At 34.8% G+C, this 21,332-nt stretch carries 19 protein-coding genes; 5 read left to right on the top strand and 14 right to left on the bottom strand.

Features of this window, described 5'->3' with window-relative positions; translation table 11 throughout:
- Positions 1-6: 6 nt before the first annotated feature.
- On the bottom strand, positions 7-960 hold the full coding sequence (locus DDD_RS14580; protein ID WP_015363701.1) for an MlaD family protein: 954 nt from the start codon (positions 958-960) through the stop codon (positions 7-9).
- A gap of 73 nt (positions 961-1,033) precedes the next feature.
- A complete protein-coding gene (locus DDD_RS14575) occupies positions 1,034-2,116 on the bottom strand; it encodes an N-acetylmuramoyl-L-alanine amidase (RefSeq protein WP_015363700.1) in 1,083 nt (360 codons plus the stop codon).
- A 169-nt stretch (positions 2,117-2,285) separates the two neighbouring features.
- On the opposite strand from DDD_RS14575, the gene DDD_RS14570 reads away from it, so the two are divergent.
- Positions 2,286-4,970, top strand: a complete 2,685-nt coding sequence (locus DDD_RS14570; protein ID WP_015363699.1) for a putative LPS assembly protein LptD — start codon at positions 2,286-2,288, stop codon at positions 4,968-4,970.
- 62 nt (positions 4,971-5,032) lie between these two features.
- Here DDD_RS14570 and DDD_RS14565 read toward each other — a convergent pair whose 3' ends face one another.
- The 4 genes from DDD_RS14565 to DDD_RS14550 form a co-directional block, all read right to left on the bottom strand.
- The gene (locus DDD_RS14565) at positions 5,033-5,773 is read right to left on the bottom strand and encodes a phytanoyl-CoA dioxygenase family protein (RefSeq protein WP_015363698.1); all 741 of its coding nucleotides are present in this window, start codon (positions 5,771-5,773) and stop codon (positions 5,033-5,035) included.
- A gap of 3 nt (positions 5,774-5,776) precedes the next feature.
- On the bottom strand, positions 5,777-6,535 hold the full coding sequence (locus DDD_RS14560; protein ID WP_015363697.1) for a hypothetical protein: 759 nt from the start codon (positions 6,533-6,535) through the stop codon (positions 5,777-5,779).
- Between the two features lie 91 nt (positions 6,536-6,626).
- The gene (locus DDD_RS14555; RefSeq protein ID WP_015363696.1) at positions 6,627-7,577 is read right to left on the bottom strand and encodes a DUF6895 family protein; all 951 of its coding nucleotides are present in this window, start codon (positions 7,575-7,577) and stop codon (positions 6,627-6,629) included.
- A 65-nt stretch (positions 7,578-7,642) separates the two neighbouring features.
- A complete protein-coding gene (locus DDD_RS14550; protein WP_015363695.1) occupies positions 7,643-7,822 on the bottom strand; it encodes a hypothetical protein in 180 nt (59 codons plus the stop codon).
- Between the two features lie 601 nt (positions 7,823-8,423).
- On the opposite strand from DDD_RS14550, the gene DDD_RS14545 reads away from it, so the two are divergent.
- Together DDD_RS14545 and DDD_RS14540 are read left to right on the top strand one after the other, a co-directional pair.
- The gene (locus tag DDD_RS14545; protein WP_015363694.1) at positions 8,424-10,256 is read left to right on the top strand and encodes a T9SS type A sorting domain-containing protein; all 1,833 of its coding nucleotides are present in this window, start codon (positions 8,424-8,426) and stop codon (positions 10,254-10,256) included.
- A 138-nt stretch (positions 10,257-10,394) separates the two neighbouring features.
- Entirely contained in the window at positions 10,395-10,619 is a 225-nt protein-coding gene (locus DDD_RS14540) for a hypothetical protein (RefSeq protein ID WP_041567195.1), read from the top strand.
- Positions 10,620-10,732: 113 nt separating this feature from the next.
- Here DDD_RS14540 and DDD_RS14535 read toward each other — a convergent pair whose 3' ends face one another.
- The 8 genes from DDD_RS14535 to aroC form a co-directional block, all read right to left on the bottom strand.
- Positions 10,733-11,911, bottom strand: a complete 1,179-nt coding sequence (locus DDD_RS14535; RefSeq protein WP_236613415.1) for a flavohemoglobin expression-modulating QEGLA motif protein — start codon at positions 11,909-11,911, stop codon at positions 10,733-10,735.
- Positions 11,901-12,731: an N-formylglutamate amidohydrolase gene (locus DDD_RS14530; protein WP_015363691.1), complete on the bottom strand. Its 831-nt coding sequence runs from the start codon at positions 12,729-12,731 to the stop codon at positions 11,901-11,903. The genes DDD_RS14535 and DDD_RS14530 overlap by 11 nt, the downstream gene beginning before the upstream one ends.
- A complete protein-coding gene (gene gshB, locus DDD_RS14525) occupies positions 12,724-13,755 on the bottom strand; it encodes a glutathione synthase (RefSeq protein ID WP_015363690.1) in 1,032 nt (343 codons plus the stop codon). The genes DDD_RS14530 and gshB overlap by 8 nt, the downstream gene beginning before the upstream one ends.
- A gap of 129 nt (positions 13,756-13,884) precedes the next feature.
- On the bottom strand, positions 13,885-14,673 hold the full coding sequence (locus tag DDD_RS14520) for a hypothetical protein (RefSeq protein WP_041567193.1): 789 nt from the start codon (positions 14,671-14,673) through the stop codon (positions 13,885-13,887).
- 1 nt (position 14,674) lies between these two features.
- Positions 14,675-16,501 (bottom strand): lamin tail domain-containing protein, encoded by a 1,827-nt coding sequence (locus DDD_RS17380; RefSeq protein ID WP_015363688.1) that lies wholly within the window; start codon positions 16,499-16,501, stop codon positions 14,675-14,677.
- 100 nt (positions 16,502-16,601) lie between these two features.
- Positions 16,602-17,930, bottom strand: coding sequence for a dicarboxylate/amino acid:cation symporter (locus DDD_RS14510; protein ID WP_015363687.1), 1,329 nt, complete (start codon positions 17,928-17,930; stop codon positions 16,602-16,604).
- A gap of 87 nt (positions 17,931-18,017) precedes the next feature.
- Positions 18,018-18,515 carry a hypothetical protein gene (locus DDD_RS14505; RefSeq protein ID WP_015363686.1) on the bottom strand — a complete coding sequence of 166 codons (498 nt, stop codon included), beginning with the start codon at positions 18,513-18,515 and terminating at the stop codon, positions 18,018-18,020.
- Position 18,516: 1 nt separating this feature from the next.
- Positions 18,517-19,581: a chorismate synthase gene (aroC, locus tag DDD_RS14500; RefSeq protein WP_041567192.1), complete on the bottom strand. Its 1,065-nt coding sequence runs from the start codon at positions 19,579-19,581 to the stop codon at positions 18,517-18,519.
- Positions 19,582-19,651: 70 nt separating this feature from the next.
- Here aroC and DDD_RS14495 point away from each other — a divergent pair, with 70 nt between their 5' ends.
- Together DDD_RS14495 and DDD_RS14490 are read left to right on the top strand one after the other, a co-directional pair.
- Complete coding sequence (locus DDD_RS14495) at positions 19,652-20,446, top strand: tetratricopeptide repeat protein (protein ID WP_015363684.1); 795 nt, start codon at positions 19,652-19,654, stop codon at positions 20,444-20,446.
- Positions 20,447-20,541: 95 nt separating this feature from the next.
- Positions 20,542-21,330 carry an immunoglobulin domain-containing family protein gene (locus tag DDD_RS14490; RefSeq protein ID WP_015363683.1) on the top strand — a complete coding sequence of 263 codons (789 nt, stop codon included), beginning with the start codon at positions 20,542-20,544 and terminating at the stop codon, positions 21,328-21,330.
- Positions 21,331-21,332: the final 2 nt, after the last annotated feature.

Below are 21,332 nucleotides of genomic sequence, written 5' to 3'. Positions count from 1 at the left end.
GTGTAATTATTGGTCTCTATCTTCTGGTTTTTCATATTCTCCAGGTCTTTTTCCAAAAACTGAGAAATGAACATAACGTTTAGGATTTAACTTAATGTCTTGCATAAGCATCTCTGCTTGTCTAGTCGTTCTTTCTAGGTTTTCATACAACTTATCATCAGTCATTAATTTACCTAGGCTTCCTTTTCCAGAAGCGATATCATCGAGAACGACATTAAATTTAGAAATAGCACTTTCTAATTCCTTTACTGTTCCAGCAATTTCTACTTGGGCAAGCGTATCAGAAATTGCAGCAAAGTTCTTAGTTGTAGTATCTAAGTTAGAAATCGTTCGATCTAATTGTTCTCTGTTATCTGATAATAAGGAATTAGCATTGCGAGAAAGACCTCGTATTTCTACCAAAGTTCTATTTACTTCATCAAGACTATTTGTAATTGCTATTCTTGTTTTAGGGTTAAGCGTTTTGTTGACAGCTGTAAGCACAGAGTCTGCACTTACTACCATGTTTTCTATTTTGTCTTTTAGTGGAATAAATTCTTTCATTACTTGACTCTGTAAACCTTCGTCAATCTCAGAATTTAAAGTATCTCCATCAATAGCCTCTCTTGCTGTGCTCTCATAATTAGGTACGATAGCAAGAGCTTTACCACCTATAAGTCCCGTACTATAAACTGATGCCGTACTTTCTGAAGAAAATTTAAAAGACTCGTCTACATGAAACTTAACTAGAAGACGTCCAGAACTATCTAAAAAATCAATGTTGTCAATATTTCCAATGCGTAAACCATTTACAGTTACCGGAGCTGAAGAAGTAAGGCCTTCCACATTATCATAAACCGCATAGAACGTACGATCATCATTGAGTAAATTGCGCCCTTTCAAATATTGATATCCAAAAATAAAAAGTGCAATAGCTCCTACAGTGAGCATACCAACTTTGATTTCTTTTGAGAATTTCATAATTACGTCTTTCTTGCGAATGTAAAGATAAGACAAGCTATAAATATAGCAGCTAACATTTCTTTAGTAATTATTACAGCCTGCGACGCACGCCATCTTCATAAACCACAATAAATGCTGATTTATAACCTTTTGCAACCGCTGTAGCTTTTAATTTTGTGGCTTCTTTAAGTGAAGAAAAATTACCGGTAAAATAGCGGTAGATATTGCCTTCCTTTTCTCGTGAAATTTCAGGCAACTTATGAAAGTTGTAAGATTGCGGCTCCAGCTTATTACTACTAGCGCTTATTTGTACCTTATAAATGGCTTTTTCATTGACTGGTTCTATCGCAATCGCAGAGCTATTGATTTCTTCTACCTCAAAAAGATTAATGTCCCTATTTTGCTGATATCCAAGAATAGCATCATAAATCGACTCTGCAACTTTCTTTTGTCCCGCCTCGCTTCTTAAGAAGTTGCGCTCTTCTTTATTAGTTAAAAACCCAGTTTCAATTAAAACACTAGGCATGTAAGAAAGTCGCAACACAGCAAGTCCTGCTTGCTTTACACCTCTATTTTTACGCTTTAAATCTTTTTGAAAATTAGTTTGTACCATCGCACCCATTTCTATGCTGTTATCGAGGTATTCTTCTTGCACCATTAAATTAGTTGCAAAACTAGAAGGATCGTTTAAATCAAAGCCAGTATACTTTTCTTGATAGTTCTCCTCTAACTCGATCACAGAGTTTTCTCTTTTCACAACCTCAAGATTTGCTGCATTATTATGCAATCCTAGTACAAATGTTTCATTTCCTTTGGCACTAGTTGCCGCAGCCGCATTACAATGAACAGAAACAAAAAAATCTGCTTTTGCTTTATTTGCAATAGCAGCACGTTGATCTAGTCCTATAAATACATCAGTGGTACGTGTATAAATGACTTTTATATTGGGATGACTCTCTAACTTTTTCCCTAGAAGTTGAACCACTTTAAGAGCGATATCTTTTTCTGCTGTTTTTGCAACGTACTTACCAGGGTCTTTTCCACCATGTCCAGCGTCTAATACAACGGTAAAGACCTTTTTTTGATTCGTTTTAGTAGAATCGATCGGTATATTTGCCCCAGATAAAATAGGAAGTATCAGCAAGGCAATAATAAGATATATCTTCGTTTTCATATACAAACTGTATGTTGTGAATGTGTTGTTTATTAGTTCGCTTTCGCGAAAGCGGATTTATTACAATCCACTTAAAATTTATATGTAGTTTTGACGTTTCAAAAACCAGACCATTCTAACAACGAAAATAGTTTATCCTAGATTGCATTCACAGATTAAGTATATAATTTTGTTCATACTGTTTTTAACAGTTAACGCACTGGTTACCGCTCAAGAAATACCGTCTGAAGCTACTCCTATTCCCGCTGAAAAACCACAACCTACTAAAGCACAAGAAGAGAAAAAGGAAATTCCGCAGAAAGTAGAAATACCACTTAAAGCAGTTGATACAACGGAGAATGACTCTGTAAAGAAGCCAAAATCATTTCTAGAATACCGTATAGAATCTACTGCCAAAGACTATAAGCGCATAGATAGAAAAAGAAATACGATCACATTATATAACGAGGCAAAAATAGTCTACGGCGATATAACTATAGAAGCTGGAAAGATTGTTATAAATAATAATACGGGAGACGTTTTTGCATACGGTATAACAGTAGATTCTTTAGGTTATACCCAAAAACCAGTGTTTTCTCAAGGAACTAACGTAGTAAAGCCAGACTCCATTATATTTAATAAAGATTCTCAAAAAGCACTTACGTACAATTCTGAAACCACTCAAGGTGAATTTAATGTACTTGCCGAAACCACTAAGAAAGTTAATGATTCTGTTTTCTACATGGAAAACGCAAGATTCACTACCTCCAAAGATCCTAAGAATCCAGAATACTATTTCTACGCAAGAAAAATAAAGTTTGTGCCCAAGAAAAAGATAGTTACTGGCTTAGTTAACATGTACATAGCAGATGTTCCTACTCCACTTGGACTTCCCTTTGCTTTTTTTCCTATGACTAATGAGCGTAAAAGCGGTGTCATTTTACCAAGCTTTGGGAATAACAATAGTCAAGGTTACTTCTTACAAAATGGTGGATATTATTTTGCAGTAAATGATTATTTAGATCTTACACTTCTAGGAGATTACTTTACAAATGGTAGTTATGGTGCACGAGTAGAAAGTAATTACAAAGTGCGCTACAAGTTCAACGGTAGTTTTAGATTTTTATATGAGAACCAATTGCAAAGTGAGCGAGGATTTTCTGATTTTGCGCAAACGTCTCGCTACAACATCAACTGGCAGCACTCACAAGATCCTAAATCTAATCCTAATTCCAGATTTAGTGCGAGTGTAAATCTAGGTAGCAGCCAGTTTTTTAGGCAATCCTTTAATCAGGTGAATCAAAGTGCGACACTGGTCAATAATTTGAGCAGTTCTGTTACTTATAGCAAAACTTTTCCTGGAGAACCTCAAGTAAACATAAGTGCGAGTGCAACGCACAATCAAAACACCAATACAAATGTTGTCAACCTCACTTTACCTACTCTACAAGGTAGTATTTCTAGAATGTTCCCTTTTGCACCCAAAGAAGGAACTAAAAAAGGGGCTTTTCAAAATATTAACCTACAGTATAATTTAAGAGGAGAGAATCGCATCACTACTACAGATGAAGATTTCCTTTCTGAGAATATGTTTGATAATGCCATAATGGGATTGCAACATAGTATTCCAGTGGCCACTAACTTCAAATTAGGATACTTTAGTGTGAGCGCCAATGCTAATTTTGAAGAAAATTGGGTATTTGAAACTTTTAGACAGACTCTTGAAGAAAATGATAACGGAGTTTTCAATACAGTTAGAGACACTATAAGTGGTTTTGCAGCTTACAGGACCTACAGTTATGGTGCCAGCGTGGGAACTACTATTTACGGTAGCTGGAAATCAAAAAATCCTGAGTCAAAAATACAAGCCGTAAGACACATCATAAGACCTAATATCAGCTACTCGGCAAATCCTAGTTTTGATCAATACTATGACAGGCTAGTGACAGAGCAAGGTCTAGACGCTCCGGGAAGAGAGGAACAGTTTTACAGCCGTTTTGACGGAACACTATTCGGTGCACCAGGTCGTGTATTTTCTAGCAGCATCAACTTAGGAGTACAGAATAATATAGAAGCAAAAGTCAGGGATCGGGATTCTACAAAAACAGAACTCAAAAAAATACAAATTCTTAAAACGCTCTCTTTTAATACGGCTTATAATCTTGCCGGAGATTCATTAAACTGGAGCCCTTTACAAGTAAGAGGTGTGATACCTATAACCAAGAATATAGATATTAATCTAGATGCCAATTTTGATCCTTATGCACTAGACAATAATAACAATAGAATCAACACCTTTAATATTAACAATGGTGGTAGTTTATTTCGCTTAACAAGAGCTGGATTTAGAACTAGCTTCAGGTTGAGCAGTAAAGATTTTGAAAAAACTGAAGATAAAGAAGATAAACAATCTCAAGAACGAACTTTGGAAAACGGAGGTCGTGATGATGGATTATTTGGAGAATCAGTAGATTATAGTCGTGATCAATCGCAAGAGGTAGAAAAACAAGATGTTAATATCAAAAAGGATCGGTACCGATTTAAAATACCATGGAATTTGAATTTTGCTTACACGATGACTTATATTAATGCACAGCGACAAAACATGATCAATCAACAAAGTTTGATGGTAAGTGGTGATGTAGAGCTTTCTCCTCGCTGGTCCATAGGTGGTAATACTGGTTATGACTTTGCTAACAAAGGTATTTCCTTCAGTACTATTAGGTTTCAACGAGACCTAGAAAGTTTTACAATGAGCTTTAACTGGACTCCTATCGGACCGCAAAACAGCTGGTTCTTCTTTATTGGAATAAAAGCCAGTGCATTAAGCGACATCAAATGGGATCAACGTAGACAGCCAGATCCTACCTTTTAATAGGTTTAAAATTTATCCATCATCATTTAATGATTTAATCAAATGCAATGAAAAAATGTGTATTAAATGGAATTTAGATTCCATTTGTCCCAAATATCTTTAGAAAAATCAAATCTAAATTCATCTTCTTTAATCGTTGCTCCCCATCTTCCTATTACTGCTAGCCTTGCATCATGAGATAAATTTACAGATGGTGAATGCAGTATCAAAGAATGCCATATCATTAAATCTCCAGCTTTACCGTAAAAAGGTATAGGTTCTGAATCCATAGCATCTGTAAGGATCTCAAATATTTGTCCTTGACTTAACTCTCCTTGAGCCATGTAATGTGAAGGGTGTTTTTTAAAATATTCCCAAGCTACTTTGTGACTCTTTTTCCAGTACATTAAAGGCGCCCCTTTTATAGTTACATCATTTAAGTAAAAAACGCTATTTGCAAGTGTTCTTATTCTATCATAAACTGGAAAATCTAGATGTGGTGTTCTCGCTCCCAGCCATTCTGCATCAATTTCTGGCCATCTAGCAACTAGTTCATTTTCACCATTCCATTCTATTTGGTCATTAAAACATTGATATAAATCCTTCATTTTATTATGAAAAGCTGGATGAGCATCATTTTTAAAATTAAAAGTATTCCCAGAATAATTCATTATTGCGTTTTTCCAATCTTCACTTGTTAAAGGATTTTTATGATAATCATGGGCTTCATTTCTCCATGTGTTCATCTCTTGTTTTGGAAAAAAATTACGGAGAATTAAAACTCCATCTTCTTTAAATGATTCTATTTGTTCTTTAGTAAGCATAATTTAGTATCGATTTGTTGCAATTGAGTAGTGGTTATCACGTTGAAGAGAAGAAAACAAACTATGACCGTTAAACTCCATAACGGTCCATATAATTTGAATAGAAACTATCAATTTAATTTTAAGAGTCGATTTATCTCGAGATTCCGAGTCTTTTATCTTAAGCATATCTGCTTCGTAGTCACCAAAACTACCGTCATAACATTGTTGAGAAAGCAAAAATTTCATGCCAGATTTCATAAGTAATGAATCATGGTTTGATAAATATGTTCTTGACCTTAAACATCTCGCTGCAGTAATAATATCATTTGACCTTTGAGCTCTAGTTGCCATTGCTTCCATTTTTAGAATGCTTAACTCATCAGTTATTATGGTTTTCTTTCCATAATTACTTTGCGTTTCTACTTGCTCAATAAATTTTAAAATTTCCTTATCAATATCTAAGTTGAATCGATCTAATCTTATGGTCATGTTTACAGTATCAGAACTTTCTTTGTTATCACAAAAAATACTATCTAAAAGAGTTTTCTTTTCAGCATAAAGTCCTTCACTCCATAATTCTTTTAAAATAGATCTGTACGCTATTGCATCTGCTTTTTGTGTAGGGTTTCCTAAACGTTCAACAAAATCTAAAGCTAGTAAGGCATGAAATAAGTCCTGCTTAACATAATCTATAGTACCTACTTGATTAAGAAATTTTGTGCCTAATGAGTCAAATTCTTCTTGTAAAACACTACTGTCTAGCTTACAAACGTTTATCAAAGCTAAAAGTTCAATTACTTGTTCGTTGATTCGTTCGGTTGACAAGCTGTTTAACCATAGGTATGTGTTTCGTAAAGACTGTTTATATGTGTTATTCATCAGTATCTTTTAATTCAAGGATTAATAAAAATAAACCTAATATGGTTGGGTGATAAACATCTTCAAAACTGTGTTGGTTTTTATCAAAATTCACATCCTTATGTTGATTCTTAACCCAGTTTCTTCCTGGTATAAAACCTTGTGGTTGCTGTATATCTTTAATAGCACTTGCTGAGTATACATCTAATTCTGTAAAAGTTTTTCTCATACAGTATTGATTGATTAAAAGCTCTTGCACCAGATCCCAATCTTGCTCTATGAGACATAAACAAAGAGTCGCATCTATGTACTCTTGGATTTCTTCAAACTTTTTTCCAGCGATTATTTTCATGTCATTTTTAGAGAAATCAGAAAGATGAAATATCAAATGTGTTAAGCCATAAAAATCTAAATTTTGTGCATAAGAATGACTAGGCAAATTTTCTAAAATGGAATCCTGAAATAATCTTCGGTAACTAGGAAAATCGTTGGGTAATTGAGCAATTTCAGTATAATATTTCATATCCAGTTTATCCCAAGCACTACGTTCTACTCTATCCATATAATTTCTACTCATTACCGTTTCAAGGTCATGTTTAACTTGCTTGTTCTCGATTCCTAAAGATCTTAATGTTGCGTATGCTAGAGTTCTATGAGGAAATAACCTTAATCTTCTTTTAGTATCAAAGAAAAAGGAGCTATCCGTAATATTTTTGATCCATTTGTTCTTTAGTTCTATAAAAACAGGATGGTGGCATACCTTCTTAGAATTTTGTGCAAACCTAATTGCCAGTCCCAACTCTGTGAATGCTTTTCTAGTAATCTCTGGCTCTATTTCTTCTGGATGAATTCCTATAAATTCCCTTTCATTAGGAGTGCAAAAATGTAACATGTTAGAATTTAACCACATTAATAGGCCGTCTAGCATTTTTTTTTGATCTTTTGCATTCAGTAAAGCAGTCATAAAATGAGTATTTGTATTAAAATAAAACAGGCTGTACCTTAAAAGCTACAACCTGTTTGATAAATCTAGTGCGATACGAAACCGTGTTGGTAAACTATTGCAGCCATAACAATAGGTTTGTTTTCATCACCATCCTTGTGTGTTTTCTTGATAAGCATATCTGCAAACTCATCTAAACTTGTTACCCCTTCTTTTTTTAATTGGGATAAAATCTCAGCTTTGTTCATTTTCATTTCACTACTCATAATATTAAGTATTTTGGTTCTCCTACTCTATTAAAAAATTAGGCTTTTCGGATTACGCCTTTCACGTTTAAAACTAATTGTAGCTACTCAATCGATAGATTGTTTTGAAACGCATGATAAAAGTAGGTTGATAATCAATGATTTAAAACAGTATAAATACTAGAATTTCAATTTGGGTAAATACAGCCACTTTAAGAATGAAATCTTATAAAATTGTTCAATGATTTCTGTCGTAATCCCGACAACTATTAAATTATAAATAGTTAATAGCTCGCAAATTTTCTTTAAAAAGCTAAGAATTTTATGTTATTCCGCTTTCGCGAAAGCGAGATCAGATCCATCTATAACGTGTCAATAATCATTCAAGATTGCTTAGCCCTTTAATAGATCCACTGATTTTGTAACACAAGAAAAAATATAACAAGTTATAAAGGAATTGTAAGCATAAAGTTTCTATTCCACAGAGAGCCTATTACACTTTATAGTGTGAAATCCTTCATTGATCTATTCATGTCTTCCTTTAAACAGTTGCAAGTTATTTGAGACGACTTAAACAGATACCTTCGAGTACTAAGTTTCATTCTTTTAAAGATAAATTATTATGAAAAAAGCTTTACTTATTATCGGTATTATCAGTTTACTTTCCGCTCAAATCTCTCAAAGTCAGAACGTACCTATTCCATCTAGTTCATTTACAACCGCTGCAGATGTTGCCGACTGGACTGTGTTACCAAGTACAGTTTCTAACTCGTGGTTTAATGGTGGTTGTCAATCTATTTTTGTGGATAATTTAGGGAACCCAAACGCAACAGTAACCTCTCCTATATTTGGTATAGGAGCTGATGGCTTTTACCAGTTAGAATTAGAATATGGTATTATTTATACAGGAACCCCAGCGATTTTTGAATTAATAGACTCTAACAATGCTGCGATTAGTGCTACTACCATAAATACTGTAGCAGGAACTTGTACAGGCTGGCCCAATCCTAAAAATAGTCTCTTAGTTTTTTCAAATATTCAAGCAGGTAACTACCAGCTTAGAATTACAATTCCTAGTTGCCAGTTTTTTCTCGATGGTGCAAGTTTAGGAATTCATAATCCAAAAATAGTTAGTGGTTCAATTAATGCAGCAAGTTGTTCAAATCCTAATATGCTCAATAATTACCCTATGAAAATTACAAACTTGGGAGATAATTCTACTTCATTCACATCTACTATAAATGGCAATTACACTTTCTTATTGCCAAATATTACTGGCAACTTCACAATTGAGCCAGTAAATAGCGGTAATCTGATTTCTACTCCTAACTCAATTAACTTAACGATAGATGCTACCACAAATTCTTACTTGAACAATGACTTTTGCCTTGAGAGTAATATAAACGGAGTAGATGTAAGCACTCAACTTATAAGTCAAACGCTTGCAAGACCTGGCTTTGATGTAGATTATGATCTTATTTATACAAACAACGGAAACATAACCACAGGATCAGAATCGATTGTATTAAATTTTGATGCAACTAAGATGACATACCTATCTTCTTCAATAACACCTTCAAACATTAGCAGCAATTCCATCACCTGGAATTATAGTAATTTGACTCCACTAGAGATAAGGAACATCACATTAACATTCAATATTTTTACACCACCTACAGTTAATTCTGGTGAGACTTTAAATTTTACTGGTAATATCACACCTCTTACAGACGTAAATCCTTCAAATAATAATATTGATTTTGATCAGCCAGTAGTTAATGCTTATGACCCCAATGATGTTTTGTGTATTGAAGGTGATCAAATAACACCAGCTCAAGTAGGAGATGATTTGACATATAGAATCCGTTTCCAAAATACAGGAACAGCCTCGGCAGTGAATATTATTGTAAAAACCACATTAGATCAAGAATTAGACTGGAGCACATTTCAACCGTTAACTGCGTCTCATTCCTACACCACATCCTTAAACAATGGGAATGAACTTACTTACACATTCAACAATATTAATTTAGAAGATAGCACTACAAATGAGCCCAATAGCCACGGATGGATTTTCTACAAAATCAAGTCAAAAAGTACAGCTGTTTTAGGTGATGATTTTGAAGCAACTGCAAATATTTATTTTGATTACAACTTACCGATCACTACTAATACTTATTCTACAGTTGTAAGTAACACGCTGTCTACAGAGAATTTACAGCATGAAGATATGTGGATACTTTATCCTAATCCAGCTTTAGAAGAACTATTTGTAAGCACAAAGCAAAATGCAACCTATTCCTTATATGACTTAAGTGGGAAACTATTGAAAACAGGAAGTTTAAAGGAAGGCGTAAATAAGATAGATATATCACAACTATCAAATGGATTATACGTTATAAAAGGTTTGAGCTCCAGCGGTCAAATTACTAAACAGAAAATTTATAAGAATTAGAGATTTCATCTGGTATCTTCAAATTGATAAGTGAACAACTTAAATAATTAGAATTAGTTTATTGAAATGGTCTTGTTTTGAATTTATGGTATGCCAATACTATTAAATTCTAAAGTATCTTAGCAAGAAACCATTGCTATGAAATTAAACTTACTATCCTGTGATTCCATAAGACCTGATAAAAGAGCAATAACAGCTTGTATGCTAGAAATTTCTACGCAATTAGAACCGTCTTTAGCACATGAACTTACCGAAATATTGCTGGAAGGTGATGCGGTTCAGATTGAAGTAGCCGATAAAAATTCTGGGTCAGCATTACGAGCGTTGAGAAAGCTAGATATTGATTATGAGATTTTAGATTGATTGATAAGTACATCATTCTACAAAATATGTAAACATCTCAAATGCAATTTTAAGTAAAAAAGCTGTTAAGATATTGCTTTCGCGAAAGCGGAATTACAACAACTTCTACTCTCCTATTTTAAATTATTTAAGATAAAATCTATAGTCGGATTATTATTAAGCTGAACATCAAAACTTTTAGCGTGATGAGCTGCAGGAAGAACTAAATTCAAACCTTTCATTTTTTCTATGATCGGATTGTATTCTAATGAACACTTACCTAAGAGCATATTATCAAAATTTGTATTTGATTTATGAAGATCGTAAATCTTTTTAAGTCCAGAAAGGTACAACGCGTCCTTAGTAAAACCACCTCCACGATGGGTACGTAAGGTTATATTAAAAGCTCGCTCACGATCAAGTTTATACTGACTGTGAATCAGGTCAAATGTATCTGCAAAAGAATATCCCTTGATAAGAGAATCTGTAGCAATCACACGGTAAGCCAGTTCTTTTAAGCGATTTAAAGTAAGGTTACCGCTCATATATTCTGACATTACAGCAAGTCCTTCTTGCGTTTCTACATTGTTAGGAAAACCATTACTAAAAATTTTTAAAGGTTGATCTATAGCATTAAAAGTAGTAACCAGATGGACTCCTATTTCGTGATGAGCAAGTACATTGAGCTCATGTTGTGAATATAAATGTCCCTTTTTTAAAATAAGCGACCTGTCTTTATTAGAAACCATCGCAGCTGCACTCATAGCGCTGCTGGTCTTTATGGTAAAATCAAAATCGTACAACTCTCGATAGTTGATGAAAAAAGCTTCGGCTTCTTCTGTGCTCAAAATAGCATCATGCTTTTTTTCTACCAGCTCTTCATTTTGAAAATGCAAGATAAACTTTGCATTTTCTACCATCTTTTCTGTAGGTGTTCCAAAAAAGCGCAAGCTGTTAAAATAGAACTTACTATTAGACTCGCTAATGGTCTCAATGCATTGTACTAAACCACTGTATGTATAAATAATATCCTTATACAACGATCTAATATCTTCATCTTCAATGCGCTCTAGCCGCTGGCTAAAAAACATGCGATGCAATTTATAGGGCTTAAATTTAAGTTTACGATACTTGAATTTTGGCTCGTGAGTGTATTTTGACTTAAAAAATTCCTTTCGCTCTTGGGCAATGTTCAAAGGATTGATGTAAGCTAGAAGCTCTAGATTTTTTACAATTCTGTGAATATTTGCATCAATATCAAGAACGTCTTGATATTGGGAAAGGTCTGTATCAGTGGTATTGTTAGACATCATGTCGGTCATAAAAACGATGTGCGTGTGCTTTAATATAATAACGAAATAAATCTTGCACAGAATGAACTACTTCTGGAAATATTTGTCCAGTTAACTCATCACAGTAGATCTTGGAGATTTCGGTAGCTAAAACTAGAGTGTTTACTGTATTTGAAGTAACATACTTTAAAAAGAACCCATTCCCTTGAAAAACATCATTTATCGTACAAGTAACTTTCTCTTCAAAAGGTAGCGGCATGTCGTCAAGAATTTCTTGCCACTGTTTAATAGCGACACTATATTTTTCTTGATCAACATTTGAAGTACCTAAATTAAAAACGGGAACCTTGCGATCCCATCGCTTCCAGTTGTAAGAGTGCATGTCATAAAAAACACAACTTCCAAAAAGCTCTTCTAACTTCACCGATAATGTAAGTACTACCTTATAAAAATTATCGTGCTTTGTTAAAGCTCTATCTTTTTGTTTTTCTGTCAGAGGCTTCTTCCATAACTTTTTCCCCCATGCGGTATCATAAATAGCAGTATCTGGATGACGATTAAGATCATATTCAAACCTGCTGTCATGTGCTATTAAAGTAATAGGTAAACCAGAAATCATCTGACCGGTACAAGGATCTTCTTCATACCAGCGATCATGTTCTGTATGCAAGCAATTATCCCATAAGTCTTTGGAAAAATGATGCCCATCATGCACTGCTGCGCATGCATAGGGAACATAATCATCAATTTTAATAGAAAAGGAATAATCCTCAACGACCGCATGAAAAGTCTCTTCTTTTTCTATGCGCTCTATGATCTGTAAAATAGAGAGTTTAAGCATCTACAATGGTGCTTTTAAGTTTATTGCGACGTTCTAAAGACTTAATACGGTCTTGAACTACATCTTCAAAATAGTCTATAATTTTTGCCTGTATTTTTACTTTAGAGGCTTTGTTGATTTGAACGATTCCACCAGGAGACATTACATTCACTTCTACCAGCATACCATTAATGACGTCTATGCCAACAAAGTAAAGCCCATCCTTAATTAGCTTAGGACCTATTTTTTTACAAAGATTTTTCTCTGCTTTAGTAAGCTGGTGACGTTGGAAAGTTCCTCCGGCACTAATATTAGATCTATGATCTTCATCGCCAGGAACGCGTCTCACAGCTCCTATAGGTTCCCCATTAAGCAATAATATACGGGAGTCGCCTTGATCTGCTCCTTCTATATAATCTTGTAGAATCACATAGTTTGTAGTACCGTCTTTATTATCGATATAGAAATCAAGTAAGGAATTCACATTTCCCATCGCACTTTTTTCTATCATAATAACGCCACTTCCACCATATCCATTTAATGGTTTCATGATCATTTTATCTCTTGGATTTTCCTTGATCACACTTTTAAGATATTGCTTATTCTTAGAAACATGAGTTGCTGGAATAATCTCATTGTTAGGATCGTCAAAACAAGCGGTATATAACTTATTATTGGCTTCTCTCAACCCTTCAATATCATTTACGATAAACACATCATCTTTTACGGAATCCAAAAAGTTTAAAGCAATAGGATCCAATGGCGGATTTGCTCTCATCATAATCACATCAAAACCAGCGAGTGGCAACATCTTCTCTTTCAGTTCGGCTTGTTTGTAAAAGGACTTGATTTGAGCAGGTACTTTATCCATTTTCTTGATTACTTTAGAAAATGCATATGCAATACTGTTTCTTATAGTAAGATTTGCAGGAGTAGCGATGGCCACTTTATGCCCACGTTTGATGCATTCATGGATCAAAGTAAGCGTAGAATCCTCTTCTGCTTTAATTTCTTCCCAAGGATACATAATAAAACAAATGTTCATGTCTTCGTTTTTTTGGTTGAATAAGGACGCAAACTAAGAAGAAAATATGATGTATTGCGTTAAGAAGTTCTAATAATTAAAAGGATAGGGATTGTTTTTCCGCTTTCGCGAAAGTGAGATACAAAAATATTAGTTCCTTACGACCCTAAAATTATCAAAGCCTCCTCGATCAGGGCCATTTTGTCTAAATCTTATTCTAAAACCTACCGTTGATGTACCGTTAGGAACACTTATAATCTCTGTGCCGTTTGCACTTAAATCTCCTATACCATCAAAGAAAAATACTTCTGTTTGATCCACTCCATCCACTACTGCAGTATAATAAACATCATCATTGTTATCCCATTCTTGAATATCATAATCAAATTGGATACTTATATTATTACCAGAAACAGCAACCGTATCGAAAGTTAAGGTAGCAAAACCACTGGTTCCATTACCTTCATCATTTAAGTCATCTATTCCGACAAAGTCATTTTGCATAATGGTCGAGCTATAGAAAGGTAAAGTAGTTGTGATACCATAAAATCCATCAGACCCATTGTCAAAGAATGACACATCACTTGAGTAATTCCATGTAGTATTAGTGTCAAAATCTTGTTGCCAAAGAATTAATGGTCCTATGGTTAAACAATTGATCTTTTGCCAGGTATCTTGAATACCATCATAAATTTCTAGACATCTATCACCACTTGCATAGGTAACAAATAGCATAGTCCCTTCACTACTTGCCGTTACTGCGATCGTATTTCTTTGCGTTTCTGAAACTACAGGTATTGCTAATCCTCCAAAATTAATTGTGTTTTGAGCATTTATATCAAGTGCAGCGGCAGCGTCAGGATCATTAGTATTGATTCCTATTTGGGCAGATGAGAAAAAACCTATTATTAAAAATGAAATGTAATAGATAAGTTTCATATTAGAAAGTATGAGAGCCAAAGCCTGTTAATATAGAACTTGAATAAGTATCAAATTCGTTTACATCATATGTAGTTGATGGACCGAAACCTGGTCTTCTTCTTAAAACTGTACTTTCTCCATAATTGGTCGCTGTTCCAATGGTTCCAAGTAAATCGATTAATGTACCACCATCTGTTTCTAGAGCAACAGCATCATTACCGTTAAATTGAAAACTTGAAGTTGTTTGATCTCTCGTAACTGATACTGAACTTGATGCCACTACGTAAACATCTCCATTCGCTAATGTACCTGAAAGAGCTACCGACCACCCAACTGCAGTATTCGAATTCTGATATCCTCTTATAGTGTAATCATTTAGATTTACAGGTGCTCCAGTGAAATTAGCTATTTCTAAACCCTTCTCACCGCCATCTTCGATATATTCCGAAATAAACAAATCTGAAGCTCCTGCTGGCGTCTCATCATCATTAATTGTTAACTCATGAGCATCATTAGTTCCTATAGCAGCGGCAGGTATTCCGCCTGCTGGAGATATGAGGTCAATATTTAAAATCTCATCGTCAGTGTCTATATCATTTAATGAGGTTATGGTAAAACTTTCATTTGCCGCTTGTCCCGCAAGAAAAGTTACCGTAAAAGGAAATGTTACTGGACTTCCATCATAATCTATAGAATAATCACCAGATTCAACTGTGCTACTCGCATTTAAAGTCACTAAGACCGTAGTAGATGCAGTAGATGATGGGTTTGTTATTGCTATATTGATAGTACGTGTATTATCTGGAGTTACTGGCTCTTCAACACTAGAAGATGTAGAAACAAATTCTACTTCAGTAGGAAACTCATCGTCATCACTATAAACTACATGATCATTTTGATTACCGCTTAACGCAGCGGTAGTACCACCACTTGGATTTTGTAATATTAAATAGAGTTCTTCATTAATAGCATTATCATTGTCTTGGAGAATGGATATCGTTACATTATTGAAAGTAGTTGCACCAGCAGGAATGGTAACGGTAAAAGGATAACCAGTAACATTTGTACCATCATTATCAATCGTATAGTCAGTTCCTAAAACACCAAATGTGCTCGTGTTTCCAGAATCTAAAGCAATCTCCACAGTAGTTGCGGTAGTTGGATTAGGATTCGAAATCGTTATAGGAATAGTTCTAAAATCTCCTTCTGGAATAGTTGTCGCGTTTCTATCAAACTCCAATAAAGTTGGTACGAATGAAATTTGTTGAAAAGTGCTTAATACTTCAACGCCTGGACTTGCTCCACTACTTGCTTGTGGAGTAACACCTAAAGCTAAAAATTGATTTCCGTCTGCATTTATGGTGGTATAAGCTATTGAAGTCGCTCCGCTAATAGGTGCACTACCTGTTCCACTAACATCAGTAGCTCTGTACCATTGAAAAGAAGTCCCTGACTCGGTATCATTCTCAAAGTCTGTATAAGTATAACTACCAGTAAGCGTTTCACCTACTTCTCTGGTCCCTGTATAATTTACAGCGCTAGCAACAGGTAATTGATTCATACAATACCAATTCATCCAGCTAGATTGTGTAGCATCCCAAATTTGTACACACCTCGTTGCTCCATCTTGTATATATATCATCAAACCGTCAGGAATAGGAGTTGCTATCGTAGCACGATCTGCCAGAGTCATGGTAGGTAATTTTAAACCTCCATATGAGCCATCTGGCAACTGCGAGTCGATATCTAATGCTGCTGCAGGATCAGGAGTAGCCGTTCCTATTCCTACTTGGGCGGTCATTAGAAAACCTGACAACAAGATAATTAGAGTAAAGAATTTATTCATCAGAGGTTATTTTATATCAAAAATATACTTTTGACTCTATAAATCTAATGAAATTAGTTTAACGAATTGTAAAAAACGTCAATTAGTATTTAACTATTCCTTAAGACGACACTTCGTCGAGATGGTCGTCCCATTCTTTAACCTTTGGTTCACCAAATTTACCTAAGCTCTTTGCAACTACAGATGCAACAGTAGCATCACCGGTAACATTTACAGTGGTACGCAACATATCTAATGGGCGATCTACTGCAAAAATTAAAGCAAGGGCTACTGGCAATAATTCACTTGGGAAATCGATAGATTCTAAAACAATAACGAGCATTACCATTCCAGCACCAGGGACAGCCGCGCTACCTATAGAAGCCAATAAAGCAGTAAGTACAATAGTAAGTTGAGCTCCTAAGTTAAGGTCGATTCCCAATGCTTGACACACAAATACAGCAGCAACCGCTTGGTATAAACTAGTACCATCCATATTTATCGTAGCACCTACTGGAAGAACAAAACTAGATACCTCTTTCTCTACGCCCATGTGTTCTTCTACCCTTTCCATTGTAACTGGTAAGGTCGCAGCACTAGAACTAGTAGAAAAAGCTAACAATTGAGCTGGTGCAATTTTATTAAGAAACCAAAAAGGAGATTTTTTTACGTAAATCGTAAAAATCAAACAGTATACTACAATCATTAAAAATAAACCAGCTACCACAGTTAAAGCATAATACAATAAAGCAAGTAATACTTCTGGATCGTCTGAGGTAACTACTACAGTTGCTAATAAAGCAAAAACCGCAAAAGGTGCAGTTAACATGATTAAGTCCACCATTTTAAGAACTACATCATTTAAACTATCAAAAAAGTCTTTTAAAGGTTGAGCTCTCTTCTCTCCTATTAATAACATGGATATTCCTAAAAATATAGCAAAGAAGATCACTTGCAACATCAAACTATTGTTAGACATGGCAGCAACCGCATTATCAGGAACCATATCAACAAGCGCTTGCAAAGGTCCAGCATCTTTTTGCGCTGCTGCAGTGGCTAGTTTACCTTTAATATTTTCATTTCCTTCATACGTAGAACTTAAATTGGCAATCGTTTCTTCAGAAATACCTTCACCAGGCTTAAATAAATTTACCAGACCTAATCCTATCGTGATAGCAATAACTGTTGTAGCAATATAAATAAGCACCGTACGCAATCCCATATTACGGAATTTGGCAATGTCCTTTAGATCAGAAATCCCTTTAATAAGAGAGGCTAGAATTAATGGTACTGCGATCAATTTTAATAAATTGACAAATATTTTTCCAAAAGGCTCGATCCAATCTCCTACAAAGTCTTTTCCCCAATCCACCTGAGTCATAATAAACCCAAAAGCGATTCCAAGAACCATTCCTATTAATATTTGCCAGTGTAATGCTATTTTCTTCATGTGATAAAGTAAGTATTTGAGACTTGAGGTGTAATATAAGTAAAGTTTTTGTGGTGATTCCGCTTTCGCGAAAGCGAAATATAAACACTATTCTAACAGCTTGACTATCTGTTTTCTGAGTAAAATAACCAAAACTCCGATAGCTAAATAACAACAGTTATAAGCAATATCATAATTGTTGATTTGTACATAAAGGTCTGTAGATTGATGAGAAACATCACTCTGAAACTTCATGAAAAACCAGTGCGCAAAGTCAGGTAGAACGCTAACAATATTTATCATTCCTAAAGTGAATAAAACAATTTCAAAAACCTTGCTAGTTGAAATCTCACCTAAATGAACCACTTGACTATCAAAACCTTGATCTAGTTTTAATATGGATATAAGCCGATCTATGAAAACAAAAAACAATAGGTAAACTAAAATAAGAGCTAACAAACTACCAGCTAGATATAGAAAGAAATGAGTTTTTTCTTCAGTATATAATAAAGGTCCGATCAATGCAAATATGTTGATGGTGCTGTAGAAAAAAACACCTAGCCCAATGCTTTTAAATACTAATCTAAATAAGTCTTTAACCGTCATGTTACAATTTTGAAGTTCGCGCCCTTAAAAGATGATCGGCTAGAACGAGAGCTGCCATTGCTTCTACAATAACCACAGCTCGAGGAACTACACATGGATCGTGTCTACCTTTACCTTGCATTTGCACGACATCACCGCTAGAATTAATGGTTTCTTGCGATTGCATAATCGTAGCGACTGGTTTAAAAGCGACTCTAAAATAAATATCCATTCCATTTGAAATACCACCTTGAATTCCGCCGCTTTGGTTGGTATGCGTCGTTCCATCTTGCTGATACAAGTCATTATGATCGCTTCCTTTCATTTGTGAACCTGCAAAACCACTGCCATATTCGAAGCCTTTTACAGCATTGATGGAAAGCATGGCTTTACCAAGATCTGCATGGAGTTTATCAAAAACTGGTTCTCCTAATCCTGCAGGAACTCCTTGAATGACACAAGTAATCGTTCCTCCTATGGTATCACCTTCTTTTCTAGTTTCCACTATTTTTTGTTCCATCGCTTTCGCGAAAGCGATATCAGGACAACGCACCATGTTATTTTCTATCTCTGAGAAATCAAGTTCTTGATAGGGTTTATCCATAATAAGATCACCTACACTGCTGGTGTAAGCGGTAACTTGAACTTGAGAAAGAAGTTGTTTTGCGATGGCACCAGCCACTACTCTACTTGCGGTTTCTCTAGCGCTGCTGCGTCCACCACCACGGTAATCACGATGACCGTATTTATCATCATAGACTTTATCTGCATGACTAGGACGGTAGGTATCTTTTATATGAGAATAATCCTTAGATTTTTGGTTCTCATTTACAATCTGAAAACCTATGGGTGTTCCAGTAGTTTTACCTTCAAAAATTCCAGAGTAGAATTTAACCGTATCACTTTCTTTACGTTGAGTTACAATCTTGCTTTGTCCAGGTTTACGCCTGTCTAAATCTAGTTGTATTGCATCGAGATCAATTTCAATTCCTGCGGGACAACCGTCAATTACACCGCCCAATGCGGCTCCATGAGATTCTCCATATGTAGTAACGGTAAATTGCTTACCAAAGGTGTTTCCTGCCATAGCCACAAATATAATGTTTGAGAAGCATTAGATTTGTTTCTTATAATGATTAAGAATTAATAATTACATAATGAAAAAACAACTCTTCTTTATAACACTATTTGCAATCGCCTTAAGCGGTTGTAAATCAAAATCTAACATTTCAAATACTACCGGTGTAGTTGCTGTTACAAATTATGAAAATGCAAAAAGATATCTTGCCAATGCCCAATACGATCAAGGTCTAGATGCTATTGAAAAAGCGATTGATGAAAATGAAAGGACTCATTTAGATGAATTGTATTTTCTAAAAGGTTTTATTCTTCATGCTTATGGAGAAACTACAGATGCTAGACTGGCCTATCAACAAGTAATTGATATGGAAAAAGCTTATTCTCCATATAAAACTAAAGCGTTACAGCTCCTAGAGTTAAATATAAAAGAAGAAAAATGGAGAAAAGAAAACGAACAAAACAAAGATGAAAAGGAGACCTTTTCAAAAGAGGAAGTTGAGAAAATGGATGCGAAGACACTGCCTTTTCAACCTGTTGATGAACTACCACGTTTTACTTCTTGTCCAGAAGCTACGAATATGGAAGTTAAGAAATGTTTTAATGAAGTCATAAGAGATCACTTGGTTGCTAATTATAATTCTGAAATTGGAAATATATTTGGCATCTATGAAAAGGTGCGTACCTACATATCTTTTAAAGTAGATATTGATGGACAGTTAATAGATCTACAAGGAAGATCCCAAAGCAGATTTTTAACTCTAGAAGCAAAAAGAGTAATATTTACACTTCCTAAAATGCTTCCAGGAAGAGCAGATGGTAAAAATGTTAAAGTACCCTTTGCAGTACCGGTAACTTATGCTCCTATAGAGTAAACTTTAAAAATCAAGCTGTTAACAGTATGCTATATAAAAATATAATAGCTGTAATTATTTTAATTCTAATATATTTGAACTCAAATAAAAATCTAATGATAAAAAGACTGTTTCTTGCGTTATGTGTGATTTCTTTAGCTTCTTGTGACCCAAGCGACGATGGAGATTCTGGTAGAACAAATAATGATTTTCAATATTTTCCATTGACTGTGAGCAATAGTTGGGATTATGATGTGAGTACTGGTACTAATACTTCTTCTGAAACTCTTACGGTCGCAACTGTTACTGGTTCAGAGTATACGCTTACCTCTAATCCAAGTACTCCTACTGGATTTATGTCACAAATTCTTACCGGTGGTGATTTAAAAGCAGAATCAGGTAAATTAATAGGAAATGGTGTTATCGGTTTAAATTTACAAGGATTAAATAACTTTAATGTTCCAATTACAAATGGTGTGCTTTACGATCAAAATGCAAGCGCAAACTCAGAGCTTTTCTCGACTCAAGGAACTAATACACAAACGATTCAGACCTATGATCTAGATTTTAACTATGTAGTAAAGACGGTGCAGCAATCAAGTATTTCTCAAATGATGGTGAATGGAACTACTTATCAAGATGTGATTCATTCCCAACTAATTGTAAACTTATCTATATTGACCGAAATTACTATAGCTGGATTTACACAACAAGTTCCTGTTTTAGAACCACAAGATGCGATAGTTGTAGACAATTATTGGGCAAAAGATATCGGATTGATAAGATCAGATTATGAACTTAACTATACGTTAGAAGACTTCTCCGCTTTAGGTATTTCCTTACCAGTACCGCAAAGTGCAAATATTGAATCAGAACAAACGTTGACAGGACATACAGTGAATTAAAT

It is taken from the genome of Nonlabens dokdonensis DSW-6 (genome assembly GCF_000332115.1).
In the GTDB taxonomy this organism is placed as follows: Bacteria; Bacteroidota; Bacteroidia; order Flavobacteriales; family Flavobacteriaceae; genus Nonlabens; species Nonlabens dokdonensis.
The sequence above is the reverse complement of the archived record's forward strand: the minus strand, read 5'-3'. Positions and strand labels throughout refer to the sequence as shown.

Coding starts and splice junctions, on each gene's coding strand:
- DDD_RS14530 (WP_015363691.1), bottom strand. CDS start 12,731: ATGCTTAAACTCTCTATTTTACAGATCATAGAGCGCATAGAAAAAGAA.
- DDD_RS14540 (WP_041567195.1), top strand. CDS start 10,395: ATGAAATTAAACTTACTATCCTGTGATTCCATAAGACCTGATAAAAGA.
- gshB (WP_015363690.1), bottom strand. CDS start 13,755: ATGAACATTTGTTTTATTATGTATCCTTGGGAAGAAATTAAAGCAGAA.
- DDD_RS14505 (WP_015363686.1), bottom strand. CDS start 18,515: ATGACGGTTAAAGACTTATTTAGATTAGTATTTAAAAGCATTGGGCTA.
- DDD_RS14550 (WP_015363695.1), bottom strand. CDS start 7,822: ATGAGTAGTGAAATGAAAATGAACAAAGCTGAGATTTTATCCCAATTA.
- aroC (WP_041567192.1), bottom strand. CDS start 19,581: ATGGCAGGAAACACCTTTGGTAAGCAATTTACCGTTACTACATATGGA.
- DDD_RS14555 (WP_015363696.1), bottom strand. CDS start 7,577: ATGACTGCTTTACTGAATGCAAAAGATCAAAAAAAAATGCTAGACGGC.
- DDD_RS17380 (WP_015363688.1), bottom strand. CDS start 16,501: ATGAATAAATTCTTTACTCTAATTATCTTGTTGTCAGGTTTTCTAATG.
- DDD_RS14575 (WP_015363700.1), bottom strand. CDS start 2,116: ATGAAAACGAAGATATATCTTATTATTGCCTTGCTGATACTTCCTATT.
- DDD_RS14490 (WP_015363683.1), top strand. CDS start 20,542: ATGATAAAAAGACTGTTTCTTGCGTTATGTGTGATTTCTTTAGCTTCT.
- DDD_RS14510 (WP_015363687.1), bottom strand. CDS start 17,930: ATGAAGAAAATAGCATTACACTGGCAAATATTAATAGGAATGGTTCTT.
- DDD_RS14565 (WP_015363698.1), bottom strand. CDS start 5,773: ATGCTTACTAAAGAACAAATAGAATCATTTAAAGAAGATGGAGTTTTA.
- DDD_RS14520 (WP_041567193.1), bottom strand. CDS start 14,673: ATGAAACTTATCTATTACATTTCATTTTTAATAATAGGTTTTTTCTCA.
- DDD_RS14545 (WP_015363694.1), top strand. CDS start 8,424: ATGAAAAAAGCTTTACTTATTATCGGTATTATCAGTTTACTTTCCGCT.
- DDD_RS14495 (WP_015363684.1), top strand. CDS start 19,652: ATGAAAAAACAACTCTTCTTTATAACACTATTTGCAATCGCCTTAAGC.
- DDD_RS14580 (WP_015363701.1), bottom strand. CDS start 960: ATGAAATTCTCAAAAGAAATCAAAGTTGGTATGCTCACTGTAGGAGCT.
- DDD_RS14535 (WP_236613415.1), bottom strand. CDS start 11,911: ATGATGTCTAACAATACCACTGATACAGACCTTTCCCAATATCAAGAC.